Source organism: Neptuniibacter sp. 2_MG-2023 (assembly GCF_030547495.1).
Classification (GTDB): Bacteria; Pseudomonadota; Gammaproteobacteria; order Pseudomonadales; family Balneatricaceae; genus Neptuniibacter.
The window spans coordinates 1-14765 of record NZ_JAUOQC010000007.1 but is presented as its reverse complement, the minus strand read 5'-3'; the positions used below and the strand labels follow the sequence as shown (position 1 = coordinate 14765).

17 protein-coding genes and 1 rRNA gene are annotated in these 14765 nt (G+C 42.1%); 1 reads left to right on the top strand and 17 read right to left on the bottom strand.

Annotation, left to right across the window (positions count from 1 at the left end; translation table 11 throughout):
* Positions 1-3: 3 nt before the first annotated feature.
* The 14 genes from Q4486_RS08300 to rpoE all read right to left on the bottom strand — a co-directional run bounded on the left by Q4486_RS08300 (position 4) and on the right by rpoE (position 11633).
* Complete coding sequence (locus Q4486_RS08300; protein WP_303519043.1) at positions 4-849, bottom strand: amidohydrolase; 846 nt, start codon at positions 847-849, stop codon at positions 4-6.
* A gap of 26 nt (positions 850-875) precedes the next feature.
* Positions 876-1616, bottom strand: coding sequence for an SDR family NAD(P)-dependent oxidoreductase (locus tag Q4486_RS08295; protein WP_303415697.1), 741 nt, complete (start codon positions 1614-1616; stop codon positions 876-878).
* 25 nt (positions 1617-1641) lie between these two features.
* On the bottom strand, positions 1642-2019 hold the full coding sequence (gene acpS / locus Q4486_RS08290; protein ID WP_303415698.1) for a holo-ACP synthase: 378 nt from the start codon (positions 2017-2019) through the stop codon (positions 1642-1644).
* The gene (gene pdxJ, locus Q4486_RS08285; protein WP_303415699.1) at positions 2016-2789 is read right to left on the bottom strand and encodes a pyridoxine 5'-phosphate synthase; all 774 of its coding nucleotides are present in this window, start codon (positions 2787-2789) and stop codon (positions 2016-2018) included. The genes acpS and pdxJ overlap by 4 nt, the downstream gene beginning before the upstream one ends.
* Before the next feature lie 10 nt (positions 2790-2799).
* A complete protein-coding gene (gene recO / locus Q4486_RS08280) occupies positions 2800-3495 on the bottom strand; it encodes a DNA repair protein RecO (protein ID WP_303415700.1) in 696 nt (231 codons plus the stop codon).
* A 12-nt stretch (positions 3496-3507) separates the two neighbouring features.
* Positions 3508-4449: a GTPase Era gene (era, locus tag Q4486_RS08275; protein ID WP_303415701.1), complete on the bottom strand. Its 942-nt coding sequence runs from the start codon at positions 4447-4449 to the stop codon at positions 3508-3510.
* 1 nt (position 4450) lies between these two features.
* Positions 4451-5131: a ribonuclease III gene (gene rnc, locus Q4486_RS08270; protein ID WP_303415702.1), complete on the bottom strand. Its 681-nt coding sequence runs from the start codon at positions 5129-5131 to the stop codon at positions 4451-4453.
* Positions 5128-5505 carry a DUF4845 domain-containing protein gene (locus tag Q4486_RS08265; RefSeq protein WP_303415704.1) on the bottom strand — a complete coding sequence of 126 codons (378 nt, stop codon included), beginning with the start codon at positions 5503-5505 and terminating at the stop codon, positions 5128-5130. Before Q4486_RS08265 ends, rnc begins: the two co-directional genes overlap by 4 nt.
* Positions 5506-5521: 16 nt before the next feature.
* A complete protein-coding gene (gene lepB, locus Q4486_RS08260) occupies positions 5522-6334 on the bottom strand; it encodes a signal peptidase I (RefSeq protein WP_303415706.1) in 813 nt (270 codons plus the stop codon).
* Positions 6335-6352: 18 nt separating this feature from the next.
* Positions 6353-8152 (bottom strand): translation elongation factor 4, encoded by a 1800-nt coding sequence (lepA, locus tag Q4486_RS08255; RefSeq protein ID WP_303415707.1) that lies wholly within the window; start codon positions 8150-8152, stop codon positions 6353-6355.
* 171 nt (positions 8153-8323) lie between these two features.
* The gene (locus Q4486_RS08250) at positions 8324-9724 is read right to left on the bottom strand and encodes a DegQ family serine endoprotease (RefSeq protein ID WP_303415708.1); all 1401 of its coding nucleotides are present in this window, start codon (positions 9722-9724) and stop codon (positions 8324-8326) included.
* Between the two features lie 32 nt (positions 9725-9756).
* Positions 9757-10191 carry a SoxR reducing system RseC family protein gene (locus Q4486_RS08245; RefSeq protein WP_303415709.1) on the bottom strand — a complete coding sequence of 145 codons (435 nt, stop codon included), beginning with the start codon at positions 10189-10191 and terminating at the stop codon, positions 9757-9759.
* A complete protein-coding gene (locus Q4486_RS08240) occupies positions 10188-11018 on the bottom strand; it encodes a MucB/RseB C-terminal domain-containing protein (RefSeq protein WP_303519042.1) in 831 nt (276 codons plus the stop codon). The genes Q4486_RS08245 and Q4486_RS08240 overlap by 4 nt, the downstream gene beginning before the upstream one ends.
* 33 nt (positions 11019-11051) lie before the next feature.
* Complete coding sequence (rpoE, locus tag Q4486_RS08235) at positions 11052-11633, bottom strand: RNA polymerase sigma factor RpoE (protein ID WP_067869033.1); 582 nt, start codon at positions 11631-11633, stop codon at positions 11052-11054.
* 281 nt (positions 11634-11914) lie between these two features.
* On the opposite strand from rpoE, the gene nadB reads away from it, so the two are divergent.
* Positions 11915-13510 (top strand): L-aspartate oxidase, encoded by a 1596-nt coding sequence (nadB, locus tag Q4486_RS08230; RefSeq protein WP_303415711.1) that lies wholly within the window; start codon positions 11915-11917, stop codon positions 13508-13510.
* A gap of 32 nt (positions 13511-13542) precedes the next feature.
* Here the strand turns inward: nadB and Q4486_RS08225 are convergent, their stop codons facing one another.
* The 3 genes from Q4486_RS08225 to rrf form a co-directional block, all read right to left on the bottom strand.
* On the bottom strand, positions 13543-13740 hold the full coding sequence (locus Q4486_RS08225; protein WP_303519041.1) for a hypothetical protein: 198 nt from the start codon (positions 13738-13740) through the stop codon (positions 13543-13545).
* Positions 13741-13978: 238 nt separating this feature from the next.
* Positions 13979-14233: a succinate dehydrogenase assembly factor 2 gene (locus Q4486_RS08220; protein WP_303519040.1), complete on the bottom strand. Its 255-nt coding sequence runs from the start codon at positions 14231-14233 to the stop codon at positions 13979-13981.
* Positions 14234-14459: 226 nt separating this feature from the next.
* Positions 14460-14575 (bottom strand): 5S ribosomal RNA (rrf, locus tag Q4486_RS08215).
* Positions 14576-14765: the final 190 nt, after the last annotated feature.

The following is a 14765-nucleotide window of genomic DNA, read 5'->3' as shown; positions in this document are numbered from 1 at the left end:
GTCTCAATCAAAACCATATATACGTTTCGCATTTTCATAAACAAGCATCTCCTGTTCAAAACCCTCCCACGACATCTCATGCAAATACCGAGACCATACTTCTGAATAGCTACACGAAAGCTCTGATACAGGGAAATTACTAGCCAGCATCACTCGGCTCAAACCAAATTGTCGAATAACAAACCTTATCAGGGGCTCTATTGCTTCTGACGTCCAATTAACATTCCGCATCTCCCACCCTGAACATTTGATATAGCACCTAGGCTGATGTGCTAATAGAGTAACCGAGTTCATCCAACTTTCTGATAGTTGATTTGATGATCCACAATGATTAATAACAACCTTAAGCTTGGGAACAGAATATAAAACCTGATTTAAATGCTTAACTGCAGAACGATCAGTTAATGAAAGTTGAGCTTCAAAGAGCAGACCTTTTTCAGCAATAAGGGATAAATGCTTAACCACACGCTCATTATTTAAAATCGTTTCAGCATGTTCATCAAGAATATGACGAATACCCACAAGTGATTTACATTGCGCTAACCGATCTAATTGGGCAGGAAAGTGATTGGATGTTAAATCAGCAAAGGCCACGCTTTTAAAGGGTAGCTGGCAATGCTGTTCTAGCCATTCCAACTCACGCCAAGGCGATGCATTATCAAAACCGGCCTCTATATGCACAAAACCAGCAAGCTCCATTACTTGGCTACTCACTAGGTCTGCTTCAAAAAAACTACGTCTGATTTTTTCTTTACCTGGCCACTGAAGCCGATGATCAGCCTGCAGCCAACCATAATCGCCCTGCTGTAAATCAATGAGGTGAATATGGGGGTCTATCACTCTACTCATAAAACACCCTAAGCCTGATGAATATATTATTGTGCGGTATAACCACCATCAATAACCTGAGCACTGCCGGTAATAAACTTAGCCTCATCGCTCCCTAAAAAAGCGATTAATGATGCAACCTCTTCTGGTTGACCGATTCTACCTAAAGGTTGAAGCGCAGCCTCTTCTGCATGGATAGCTGCTTTATTGGCTCCCGTACGTTCACAATAGCGATCTATTGCCTGATGGTATAAAGGTGTCTCAATAGTGCCAGGGCACACTATATTCGCTCTAATACCATAAGTGGCATAATCTAATGCGGTTGTTTTCGCCATCGAAGCTAAAGCCGCTTTACTCATGTTATAAACAAACGAGTTTTTCTTGCCAACTAGCGACTGATCAGAACCAACTAAAACAATTGAGCCTGATTGCTGTGCTTTCATAATAGGTAATACTGCTTTGAGTAGGTAAAAAGCACCTTTCACATTGATGCCCATTACACGCTCAAACTCTGCATTTGAGGTGTTTTCAATAGAGGCAGACAAATGCACACCGGCATTAGACACAAGTACATCAATGCGGCCTATACTTTCTTTAATCTGTTTAATAGCGCTATCTATTTGCTGCGGATCTGAAACATCACATTGAATATAAACAGACTGATCTTTGGCTAAATCAGATGGCTTCAAATCAAGATTAACAACAGAATAACCTTGGTCTAAAAACTTATTAACAACCGCTCGGCCAATACCGAAAGAACCGCCGGTTATCACACAGACTCTACTCATTTAGTTATTCCTATATACCGTCAGGTTAACTACTTTCCGCCACAACAAATGCAACTATATAATCTTTTTCATCACTGTAACTAAGATGAAGATTGGCCACATTTAAACTGGATGCCCGTTCAGCCGCACCTAAAGTTAAAACGACTAAAGGACGACCCAAACTATCTTTGGTGATTTCGATATGCTTCCAACTCACCCCTCGCCCTATTCCAGTCCCTAATGCTTTTGTCACCGCTTCTTTTGCAGCAAAGCGTTTAGCTAAGAACAGAGCAGGGTCATGGGCTTCGGTACAAAGTGCAAGTTCGTCAGAGGTCAGAATTCTCTCTGCTAGCTTAGGTGTTCTTACCCAAGCTTTTCGCAAACGGCTAATTTGAAGAATATCTGTACCAACACCGACAATCATTTTTTCAGCGCATCTCTTAATGGCTGAATACGTGCTTGCGTTTGTAGCATCTGCTGTTTCATCTCAGACACCGCTTCTTTAAGACCAACAAACAAAGCTCGTGCGACAATGCCATGTCCAATATTAAGCTCATTCATCTCTGGGATTTCAGCGATCTGCTCAACATTATGGTAGTTCAAACCATGTCCAGCATTTACAATTAAGCCTTTTTGATAAGCATAAGCAGCCGCATCTCTAATTCGTTTTAATTCTGCCACCTGCTCCAAGGAGTTTTCTGCATCAGCATAAGCTCCTGTATGTAATTCAATCACCGGGGCTCCACAACGGATAGTGGCATCTATCTGTTCAGACGTTGGATCGATAAATAAAGAAACTTCGATACCCGCCGCATTTAAACGATTACAGGCATCTTTAATTCGTGATTCCTGCCCCGCTACGTCTAAACCACCTTCAGTCGTCAGCTCTTCGCGTTTTTCCGGCACTAAACAACAATGGGCAGGCTTTACCTTTTCCGCAATTTCAATCATTTCATCAGTCACGGCCATTTCAAAATTCATCCGCGTCTGTAAAGTTTCTTTTAACAGAAAAACATCACGATCCTGAATATGGCGACGATCTTCACGCAGGTGAATAGTAATACCATCAGCACCGGCCTCTTCTGCTAATGCCGCCGCCTGAACAGTATCGGGATAACGGGTGCCTCTTGCTTGGCGAATCGTTGCAACATGATCAATATTTACACCTAACAAAAGACGGGACGGCTCTATCACCTTGTGCTCCTTACATTTTTTGAAACAGTTCTCGACTGCGTAACGGTTTATAACCAAGCACGCGATCTATGAGCGCACGCATAAGGCGTTTCGATGCTCGCCGAACTTGGGGGTTTTCATAATTATCATCTGAAATTGCGTTTAACTGCCAGCCATAAAAACAGAAAGGCTTACGTTTGTCACTTATATCACGACTACTTAAAATGGAAAATCCATGTTCAGGATCCAAGAGATAGATCTGTTCATCCTGTTGATTCCCGAGTTCAGGAAGGTAACCTAACTCATCTAACAAACGATGCTCAAAAGTGCGCAAGGCACCTTCTATATCTTTACCCGATACAAGCTCATTAAGTACATACTGATAATAGACATAAAGTGGAGGGTGCGGATCAAATGGCTGAAGCGTTCGAGAAAGTAATTCATTAACATACAAACCACACAGCAATGCATCACCATTAAGAAACATCATCGCGGCGACAGGCTCTGCCTGGGTAATGGTTTTTAACTCATTCCGTCCACGCCAGCCTATTTGAACAGGTACAAAAGGCTGAACGCTAGCCCGCAATTTAGATTTGGGGCGGCGCGCGCCTTGAACAACAGCGGGGATTTTTCCATATTCCAAAGTAAAAAAGTCAACAAGGAGACTGGTATCTCGATAAGGGCGACCATGAAGTACATAAGCCGCCTGCTGATCTGTTTGACTCATACGGAATGCAAATTAGCTATTATCGTAACCTAAGCTACGCAGGGCTCGTTCATCATCAGCCCAACCTCGACGAACTTTCACCCAAAGATTAAGCATAACTTTACAGTCAAACATACGCTCCATATCTAAGCGCGCATCACGACCAACGGTTTTAATTCGTGAACCTTTATCGCCAATCACTATACGTTTTTGACCATCACGCTCGACAAGAATTAATGCACTTACGTGAAGAACACCGTTTTGAGCATACTTAAACTCTTCTATCTCAACGGTTGTACCATAAGGAATCTCATCACCTAAGTTACGCATCAGTTTCTCACGGACCATCTCTGAAACCATAAAGCGTGAGCTTTTATCTGTTACTTGGTCTTCAGGAAAATGGTGCATCCCTTTTGGCATATGTTTAGCAATCAGCTCTTCTAACTGCTCAACGTTATGACCATCTTTGGCTGACAAAGGAACCATCTCCGCAAAATCCATACGTCCTGCATGAGACTGCATTTGAGGGAGCAACGAAGCTTTATCTTTTAATTGATCAATTTTATTAACTGCCAAAATAACGGGGCAACGAACATGCTTCACTTTATCTAAAACAAGCTGATCTTCTTCAGTCCAAGCCGTACGATCAACAATAAAAACCACAAGATCCACATCACGTAAAGCATCCGACGCCGCTTTATTCATATAGCGGTTAAGGGCTTTTTTACCTTCATCTTTATGTAAACCGGGCGTATCAACATAGACAATCTGTAGATCGCCCTCTGTCTTAATCCCCATAATTTGATGACGTGTAGTTTGCGGTTTACGGGAAGTGATACTCAACTTCTGACCCAGAATATGGTTCATTAGCGTTGATTTCCCTACATTGGGACGGCCGACAATTGCTACAAAGCCACAACGCTGATCAGGGTTATGAGACTTCTCATCCAACAGGTGCATTAAATCTTCAGCCATTTTACTTTTCTACCTGTAGAATAATGAGTGCATTTTTAGCAGCTTCTTGTTCCGCCTGACGACGGCTACTACCTATACCTTTAGCTGCTTGCTGTAGACCTTCCACGCTGCATTGTATATAAAATGTCTGTGCATGGGCTTCGCCTTCTACATTAGTCAATGTGTATTCAGGCAAAGATAGGCGACGTGATTGCAGAAACTCCTGCAAACGCGTTTTTGAATCTTTCATAGACTCGTTCAGATCAAGTTTGCTTAACCGTTCTTTAAACCAAGACAAGATAAAGCCACGTGCAGTTTCCATATCTGTATCAAGGTAGATAGCACCGATAATCGCTTCAACTGCATCCGCTAAAATTGAGTCGCGGCGATAACCACCACTTTTAAGCTCACCACTCCCCAAACGAAGGTAGTCGCCTAAATTTAACTCGCGCGCAACTTCAGATAAAGTAACACCCTTTACCATACGAGCACGTAGACGGCTTAATTCACCCTCTTTGGCCTTGGGAAAGCGTTTGAAAAGATCATCAGCTATAACAAAATTGAGAATGGAGTCGCCTAGAAACTCTAAGCGCTCATTATTCTTTTTGCCACAGCTTCGATGAGTCAATGCTAATTCAAACAACGACTCATCGGTAAAGCTATGGCCTATACGACGGGATAATTCAGATGCTGGTTTTATCAAGGTGCTATTGCTTCATATTGCTTTTCAAATTTAACCATTGCGTCAACGTTATAAAACATTGGTACACGTATTTCATAATCGAGGACAAAACGAATCACGCCCTCTTTTTTAGTAATGATCAAGGAGTCTTTATGGGGTAACTTCACTTGATTGATACGAAACTTTTTACCAATATCTAGTTTCAAAGTACCCATACTTTTTGTCAATTCGTCCCTGTCTGTACTTACCTGAGTCAATACTGAATCGATCGTATTATACTCCAGATAAGCGGGATACAGCTTAAATGCGACAGAAAAGAAAAAGCCTGCGACTAATAAGACAATCAAAATTGAGAAAAATGATGCGCCGGTTTGTTGCTTACGAGTAGGTTTCATTCCATTCTCCATTCCATTACTCAATCACACGAACGTCGCCAAATTTTGGCCAGCTCAAGAAAGTCGGCCAATGCATCCATACAGCAAATGCCTTACCAACTAGTAAGTCCTCAGATACAAAACCCCAGTAACGACTGTCATTACTATTATCACGGTTATCACCCATCATAAAATAATGATTATCAGGTACTGTCCATTGCATATTTTGAGAAGGTCGCGCCAAATCTTTATTAATCTGATGCTCTACACCACCCAAATTTTCTGTCAAAAGTTGCTGTATTGGACGATTAGGCGGTAACTGAGCCAATAACGATTGAGGTTGTGCCTCTCCGTTAATAAAGAGCATTTTATCCTGATAACGGATAATATCACCCGGCAAACCTACCACTCGCTTAATATAATTAATCGACGGATTCTCCGGATACTTAAATACAATCACGTCACCACGTTCAGGTTCATTGATCTCCACAATCTTAGTATTCAATACAGGCAAACGTAACCCATAATGAAATTTATTAACTAAGATAAAATCACCAATTTTTAAGGTTGGCAACATTGAGCCCGATGGAATCTGAAAAGGCTCAACCAGAAAAGAACGCAGCACCAAGACAATAAGTAATACAGGGAACATTGATCTACCTGTATCCACCCAACCGGACTCACGCTCAATCTCAGCTCTAACGGATTCTGAAAGCTCACCATCCACTTGATTAGCTGCTGCACTTAATTTAGCTTCACGTTTCGGCTTAAGTGATATTTTATCGTAAAACCACACAAGCCCTGATACAAACGTCAGCGCTACAAGTATTAGTGCAAAATCAAAATCCATCTATACTGCCCTTAAAAATTAACTATCTACTTTTAATACTGCTAAGAAAGCATCCTGAGGTATCTCTACATTACCTACTTGCTTCATGCGCTTTTTACCTGCTTTCTGTTTCGCAAGCAGTTTCTTCTTACGGCTCACATCACCACCGTAACATTTAGCTAATACGTTTTTACGTAGTGCTTTTACTGTAGTTCGTGCAATAACTTTTCCACCTAATGCTGCCTGAATTGCAACATCAAACATCTGACGTGGAATAACTTCCTTCATCTTTTCACAAAGCTGACGCCCTTTATACTGCGCATTATCTCTGTGTAAGATAATCGCTAAAGCATCCACTTTATCGCCATTAATCAAAATATCCATGCGTACCAACTGAGCAGGTTCAAAGCGCACAAAGTTATATTCAAGCGATGCATAACCACGGCTAACCGACTTCAAGCGATCAAAAAAGTCTAAAACCACTTCAGCCATCGGCAGTTCATAGGAGATTTGAACCTGATTACCTACATAATTCATCTCTTTTTGAACGCCGCGTTTTTCAACACAAAGGCCTATAACTTGCCCAAGATAATCTTGCGGCACAAGGATATTAGCTTCCACTATAGGTTCGCGCATCTCATTGATAGAACCCGGATCTGGCAGCTTGGACGGGCTGTCGATTTTAACAACATCACCGTTATTCATTTCAAGCTCATAAATTACCGTAGGTGCTGTGGTAATTAGATCAAGATTATACTCTCGCTCTAAGCGCTCTTGAATAATCTCCATATGAAGCATACCAAGAAAACCACAACGGAAACCAAAACCAAGGGCATCTGATGTTTCAGGCTCAAAGAACAGTGATGCATCATTCAACGTCAGTTTATCAAGTGCTTCACGAAAATCTTGATAGTCATCAGAGCTCGTTGGGAACAGCCCCGAGTAGACCTGAGGCTGCACTTTTTGGAAACCAGGTAACATGTCAACTTCAGGCGTTTTCTGGTGGGTTAATGTATCCCCGACCGGCGCACCATGAATATCTTTAACACCAGCAACAACAAAGCCAACCTCGCCAGCTTTGAGCACACCTGTTTCTGTCCGTTTAGGTGTAAAAATACCTACAGATTCCGCTTGATAGCTCTGTCCTGTAGATTTAACTAAGATCTTGTCTTTCTTACTTAATGTTCCCTGTTTAACACGTACTAAGGAAACCACACCTAAATAATTATCAAACCATGAATCTATAATCAGTGCTTGAAGCGGTGCATCTACATCGCCTTGCGGTGGAGGAACATCTCGTACAAGATGCTCTAATACATCAATCACACCTAAGCCACTTTTTGCGGAGCAGGTCACGGCCTCTGTCGCATCAATACCAATAACTTCTTCAATCTCCATACGAACCCTTTCAGGCTCAGCTTGAGGCAGATCGATTTTATTCAAAACAGGAACAACTTCTAACCCTTGTTCTATCGCCGTATAACAGTTGGCAACAGATTGGGCTTCTACACCTTGTGCAGCATCAACAACTAACAAAGCCCCTTCGCAAGCGGCAAGGGAACGTGACACTTCATATGAAAAGTCAACATGTCCAGGCGTGTCGATAAAGTTAAGCTGATAGGTTTGCCCATCTTTGGCGGTGTAATCCAAAGTTACACTCTGAGCCTTAATGGTAATACCACGCTCACGCTCGATATCCATTGAATCGAGTACTTGCGCCTCCATTTCACGTTCACTAAGGCCACCGCACATCTGGATAAAGCGGTCAGCCAAAGTCGACTTACCATGGTCAATATGGGCAATAATTGAAAAATTTCGGATATGTTTTAGGCTGCTCACTTGATGGCTACCATTACTCTTAACTCGCTGGAAAGGCGCAAGTTTACAGTATTTGCTCTATATGAGCCACGAAAAATAGAGTGCATCTTTTTCGATATTTTTTATGGTTTTTTTGACCCACAAAAAAATAAAACAAAGGGGCTAAAACACCCCTTTATTTTTCTAACATTCTTACTCTATTCTTAAAGGAATAAACATTGGGCTACCCCTACGCACGATCCGCATAGGTAAAGACCGATTGACAGGAAGAGAGCTTGCGATTCGATTAAAGTCAGCAACAGAACCAACCTGCTCACCGTTCAACATAGTAATCACATCACCAACCATTAAACCAGAATTAGAGCCAGCCCCTGGCATAACGCGACGCACAACAACTCCAGCACTCACTTGCCATTTTTCTCGTCTCTGCTCATCTAATTCTACTACATCAACATTCAGACGATTTAATGTATCTGCGTTATATTTATCCTGTCCCGCACTTGCTAGCTGGTTTTGATTCGGTAAAACACCAATCTTCACATTGATTGTTTGCTTTCTTCCAGCGCGCATTACTTCTACTTTGGCTTTAACACCAGGTTTAACTCGCCCTACATAATGAGGGAGATCAGACGACAGCGTTACCTCTAATCCTTCAAAACTTAAAATCACGTCACCCGCTTGCAAACCAGCTTCATCGGCGGGACTATCAGGCAAAACCTTCGCAACCAATGCGCCTGCGGGTTTGTCTAATCCAAAGGATTCAGCTAAATCCCTATTCACTTCTTGGATAATAACGCCCAACCACCCACGCGTAACATAACCATCTGCTTTCAACTGATCCGCAACATTCATAGCCACATCAATGGGAATAGCAAATGACAACCCCATGAAGCCGCCAGAACGCGTGTATATCTGCGAATTAATACCGACAACCTCACCATCAAGATTAAACAAAGGCCCACCGGAATTACCTGGGTTAATCGCTACATCAGTCTGAATAAAAGGAACGTATGTCTCGTTCGCCAAGGCACGTTCTTTCGCACTAACAATACCGGCCGTAACACTATGATCAAATCCGAAAGGAGATCCTATAGCCAGTACCCACTCACCCACTTCGAGATCTTTAGATTTACCTAATTCAACGGTTGGCAGGTTATGAGCATCAATTTTAAGCAATGCCACATCAGAGCGTTTATCCGAGCCAATCACTTCAGCTTCTAACTCACGCCGATCAGCAAGTCGAACAATGACTTTATCTGCATCAGCGACAACATGATGATTGGTAAGCAAATAGCCATCTTCAGAGATAATAAAACCGGAACCTAAAGATTGAGGGGCTTGGTGCTTTGGCCTCTCTCCTTGCTCAAACTCCGGCATTCTAAAAAAATGCTTAAAAATTTCGGGAATCTCTTCGCCATTAGGACCAACTAAAGAGTACCCTTCGGAACTATCAGCCTTCTGGATTGTACTAATATTTACAACTGCTGGAGAAGCTTCTTTTACAAGAGATTTAAAGTCAGGAAGGTTGGCAGCTGATACCGAATGTACGGACAAAATCAAAAAAGCAAAAATGAATTTAGATAAATATCTCATATCAAAATCACCTATAACTATCAGAAATAAAGTTAAATTACTTTCATTAACGTAGGCTGGTACTTACACGAGCGGAATAGAGAATAGCTTCCAAAACGAACAAGCAAGAAGCCTACTAACAATGAGGAAAAAGATATTAAAATCATCCAACCTTCGGAAAATCCTAAGGCATCGGCAATAACCGCTCCTGCAAAAAGGCCAATAAGCGGCATAAGGTACATAAAGACAGTGGCCTTAAGAAAGGCCCCCTCTTCAATTCCGATCAGCACATCATCATCGGTAATAACCGATAAGTTATCTGGGTTATTCACGCGGAAAATAAAACGTTTACCCTGACCTACTGATGCTAACAACTTCTGGCCGCAACCGTTTTTAGCAGCACAACTCGCACATGCACTTTGCTTGACTGTCTCAACCCACACACCTTGCGAGTTAACGTCAACGACTTTCCCGTTTTCTTGAATCATTTTTTCACTACTGAAGACGCAATTCTTTCAGCGATCATCAAAGGAACATCACCAACAACGGTAACAAATTGATCACCAATTCTTTTACCTACCGCAACCATATTTCCAGACTGGGCAACCCCTTCTGAAACTGATTGATGTCCATAGTTTTCAACACAAACACTAAACGTATTACGTCCGTTACTAAAAATTTGCACTTCCGCGTGAGGCATAACATCACTACGTAGCCCACTAAAACCGTCTGGAAGCCATGAAGCCTGCCAATTAGGTTTTTGTTTTTTCAGCATATGCTCATGCTGTTCAATATAACGATCTATACCTTGAGGTAAGCGGATAATTTCAGGCTGCTGACTCTCAACTTCGATATTAGAACGGTTGCCAAACTGTGCTCGAACAATATCATTAGAAAGCGTACCCGTTGGAAGAGAATAGCTCGGACGGTTATCAGCAATAGTCGACTCTTCAGGCTGAGAAAGGTTCTGCGCCCCAAGAATAACCATCGCGGTTACTGATGCCGCAGCGGCCATACTTGCTACTGGTTTCCAAAGAAAATGAGATTTACTCACCGCTTTTTCTGAATCAGTAGATCCATCTTCCAAATGAAACTCAGGCTCAGATTCCAAAGCAGACATAACACTTGAACTTATATCTACAGCGATTCCATTACCATCTTCGCTACGTATAGCAGACCGAATTAAATGGTAACGCTGCCAAGTTTCTGCAAGCTCAGGTTCGCTCTCAATCCGCGCTAATGTACGGCGGAGTTCAAAATCAGTTACTTCACCATCCATAAGTGCAGAAACAGACTCAATAGATCGATCAGTCATAATTGTGTACCTCAAATTTCATCATTTCTGCAATCAACTTGCCATTAAAGGCATAATTTCTTTATCTAATGTTTCCCGCGCCCTGAAAATCCTAGACCTTACCGTCCCAACGGGACAATCCATAACGCGCGCAATCTCATCGTAACTCATACCCTCAAACTCTCTCAGGGTAAGCGCCATTCTTAAATCTTCTGGTAATCGATTCAACGTACGCTTAATCACTAAGTCCAACTCATCTTTATAAAGTTCATTTTCGGGCGTCGCTATGTCTTTCAATTGATGATCACCCTCAAAAAACTGTGCATCGTCAACATCAACGTCTATAGGTTTACGACCGCGTGAAACCAGATGGTTTTTAGCCGTATTAATGGCTATACGGTACAACCACGTATAAAACGCACTATCACCGCGAAAATTTGGAAGTGCTCGATATGCCTTAATAAATGTTTCTTGGGCTACATCTTGAGCTTCATGGAAGTCATATACATAACGACCAATTAACGCAATAATCTTGTGTTGGTACTTTTTAACCAAAAGATCAAACGCTGTTTTGTCGCCTGCTTTAACGCGTTCGACAAGTTTTTGATCAACTACTGTTTGGCTCTCATTTGACACTCGATATTCCTTAGATTCTTTCCATGAGACTCATTACTATAAGCATAGAGGCTAAAGCAGCCAAAGTATCTCTTTTGCTTCTACTATATTCAACTCTCATCAAGAGTGTCGGGACAACTACTATGAGCTTAGAAATAAGATGAAGTTCCCTCAACACGTAAAAAAATGCTAAATTGCGCATTAAAAGTTCTAACAATTACCATAAAACACTATCCTCTACAGAATTTCTGTCAGTAAAATAGCCCGACAGCAATTTCTACTTGCATATAAAGAGCAACCAAATGACACAACACCACCACTACGACGCTTTAATTATTGGTAGCGGAGCCGCAGGCCTAAGTATGGCGTTACACCTTGCTGAAAACGCGCGCGTGGCGGTCCTTAGCAAGCGAGAACTAAAAAGTGGATCAACTTGGTTAGCTCAAGGCGGTATTGCCGCAGTCTTAGATACAACCGACAGTACACAAGCTCATATAGAGGATACGATGACAGCAGGAGGACAATTAAGCCGCCCTTCCGCCGTTGAATTTACGGTATCCCATGGCAAAGAGAGTATTGACTGGTTAATTCAACAAGGCGTTGCCTTCACACAAGAGAGTGATGATTACCATCTAACAAAAGAGGGGGGCCACTCCCATCGAAGAATTATTCATTCTGCCGATGCAACAGGCAAAGCACTACAAAGCACACTGATAGAGCGTGCAAAAGCATCGCCTAATATAGACCTCTTTGAAGATCACATTGCAGTTGACCTTATTACCCGCCGCAAGCTCGGTCTAGCACACAACCGTTGCGTCGGAGCTTATATCTTGAATGGAAAAACAGGCCACGTAGAAGTATTTCAAGCACCCCATGTCGTTTTAGCAACCGGAGGCGCTTCTAAAGCTTACCTTTATACAAGCAACTCAGATGGCGCAACTGGAGATGGTATTGCCATGGCTTGGCGTGCGGGCTGTCGTGTGGGAAATATGGAATTTAATCAATTCCACCCTACCTGCCTTTACCACCCCCAAGCAAAATCCTTTTTAATTACAGAAGCCGTTCGTGGTGAAGGTGGAAAGTTATTACTACCTGATGGCGAACAGTTCATGCATAAATTTGATAAGCGCGGTGAATTAGCGCCCCGAGACATTGTCGCTCGCGCTATAGATCATGAAATGAAACGCTTAGGTTGTGATTGTTTATTTCTAGATATATCTCACAAACCCGAAACCTTTATACGCGAGCACTTCCCGACCATTTATAAACGGTGCTTAAAGCTAGGTATTGATATCACTAAAGAACCTATCCCTGTCGTACCCGCTGCCCACTATACCTGTGGAGGCATTGTTACCGACGAAAAAGGACGCACCGATATCCCTGGCCTCTATGCTATAGGCGAAACCTCATTTACGGGTTTACATGGCGCTAACCGGCTAGCTAGTAATTCATTACTTGAGTGCCTAGTCTATGCAAAATCAGCATCTGAAGAAGTTTGCAGCTCCTTAGCAGCACCTCTCGACAAATCATTAATCCCTGCATGGGATGAAAGCCAAGTAACTGATTCTGATGAAGATGTGATTATCTCCCACAACTGGGATGAAATACGACGCTTTATGTGGGATTACGTGGGTATAGTGCGTACTACAAAGCGCCTACAACGGGCAAAACATCGTATTGACCTTTTACACCATGAGATCAGCGAATATTACAGTAACTACAAAATCAGCAATGACCTCTTAGAGTTACGCAATTTAGCAGTGGTAGCAGATTTAATAATACGCTCAGCTATGCTTCGTCACGAAAGCCGCGGGCTACATTATACTCTCGATTACCCAGAACTAGGCGCAGAGCCCATAGATACTATCCTGACTCCTATTAACTTTTCTTGGAACTAAATCAAAGAGAGGGCGAAGCAAGCACCCTCCCCTTATTGAACAGCTTCGCTATTAGGCTTTACCGAACAGTGTAAAGCCAACACTCTTAGACGACGAAATTCTTGAGGCGTACAAGCATCCCAAAACACTATAACGGGAATAGGAAATAGGCGCTCTTCAACTTTACACAGTAAACAAATGACAAAGGGTAAAACAGACGTCTGTTTTAACTCCGCCACATCCAACCGCATACCATCTCTCAGGAAAAGCTGAATACAACCATTTTCAGCGGACCAACCAATAGAGACTATCGAAGACGAGTCTCTACATAGCCTATTATAAATAAAATAAGCAAAACTCATTACTACAAACAAAGAAAAGAGAGATTTATGGAACGTAGGAATAAACGAAACAAAAATAGAGTACAGCGCAATAAAATGCACCCCACTACAAATATATAGCAGAGTGCGAGATTGTCCTATATGGAGATTACTTAGGTTGAACACGCTCCAATATAATCCTCACAATCCGTTGCAGATCTAAATCATCAGGTACTGCCCGCTCCATAAGCCAAACAAAAAGGTCCTGATCTTCGCAAGCAAGCAGCTTTACAAAGCGATCTTGATCATCCTTTTCAAGATCAGCAAAAGCTTCTTCTACAAATGGAACAAATAACACATCAAGTTCCAGCATGCCCCTACGACTCTGCCACCTTAAACGACGGATATCTTCTTCTTTATACATAACACCCACTATAGCTGACAACAATTTATACTAGAACTACTGACTAGCGATGAGTCTAATTATGAAGGTAAGCACAAAAAAATAGAAGTCGAATACAACAACATTATTCAGATTAAAAGTACTTACCTTATATACCCTAGAACTCTATATAACTAAGCACTATAAATCTAAGCCCCAGACGCAAAAAACCCCGGCTACCTAGTAACCGGGGTTTCTCTAAATAAATGCTTGGCGATGACCTACTCTCACATGGGGAAACCCCACACTACCATCGGCGATATTGCGTTTCACGTCTGAGTTCGGGATGGATTCAGGTGGTTCCACAACTCTATGGTCGCCAAGCAAAACTGTCACAATTAAGATTCAAATTCATTTTGATTTAGAAGGGAGTCTGTTGCCAGACTCAACCTTGTTTTTTCTACACACGCTAATTCGTTACTCTCTATCGTGTTTATTCTATATCTAATCAATCACTTGCCAAACGCCTTGGGCGTTATATGGTCAAGCCTCACGGGCAATTAGTATTGGTTAG

What these genes read in the sequence shown, in the direction of transcription:
- era (WP_303415701.1), bottom strand. Translation starts at nt 4,449, where the DNA reads ATGGCTGAAGATTTAATGCACCTGTTGGATGAGAAGTCTCATAACCCT.
- Q4486_RS08240 (WP_303519042.1), bottom strand. Translation starts at nt 11,018, where the DNA reads ATGACTGATCGATCTATTGAGTCTGTTTCTGCACTTATGGATGGTGAA.
- Q4486_RS08245 (WP_303415709.1), bottom strand. Translation starts at nt 10,191, where the DNA reads ATGATTCAAGAAAACGGGAAAGTCGTTGACGTTAACTCGCAAGGTGTG.
- Q4486_RS08225 (WP_303519041.1), bottom strand. Translation starts at nt 13,740, where the DNA reads ATGCGGTTGGATGTGGCGGAGTTAAAACAGACGTCTGTTTTACCCTTT.
- nadB (WP_303415711.1), top strand. Translation starts at nt 11,915, where the DNA reads ATGACACAACACCACCACTACGACGCTTTAATTATTGGTAGCGGAGCC.
- acpS (WP_303415698.1), bottom strand. Translation starts at nt 2,019, where the DNA reads ATGATTGTCGGTGTTGGTACAGATATTCTTCAAATTAGCCGTTTGCGA.
- recO (WP_303415700.1), bottom strand. Translation starts at nt 3,495, where the DNA reads ATGAGTCAAACAGATCAGCAGGCGGCTTATGTACTTCATGGTCGCCCT.
- Q4486_RS08265 (WP_303415704.1), bottom strand. Translation starts at nt 5,505, where the DNA reads ATGAAACCTACTCGTAAGCAACAAACCGGCGCATCATTTTTCTCAATT.
- Q4486_RS08220 (WP_303519040.1), bottom strand. Translation starts at nt 14,233, where the DNA reads ATGTATAAAGAAGAAGATATCCGTCGTTTAAGGTGGCAGAGTCGTAGG.
- Q4486_RS08300 (WP_303519043.1), bottom strand. Translation starts at nt 849, where the DNA reads ATGAGTAGAGTGATAGACCCCCATATTCACCTCATTGATTTACAGCAG.
- lepB (WP_303415706.1), bottom strand. Translation starts at nt 6,334, where the DNA reads ATGGATTTTGATTTTGCACTAATACTTGTAGCGCTGACGTTTGTATCA.
- Q4486_RS08295 (WP_303415697.1), bottom strand. Translation starts at nt 1,616, where the DNA reads ATGAGTAGAGTCTGTGTGATAACCGGCGGTTCTTTCGGTATTGGCCGA.
- Q4486_RS08250 (WP_303415708.1), bottom strand. Translation starts at nt 9,724, where the DNA reads ATGAGATATTTATCTAAATTCATTTTTGCTTTTTTGATTTTGTCCGTA.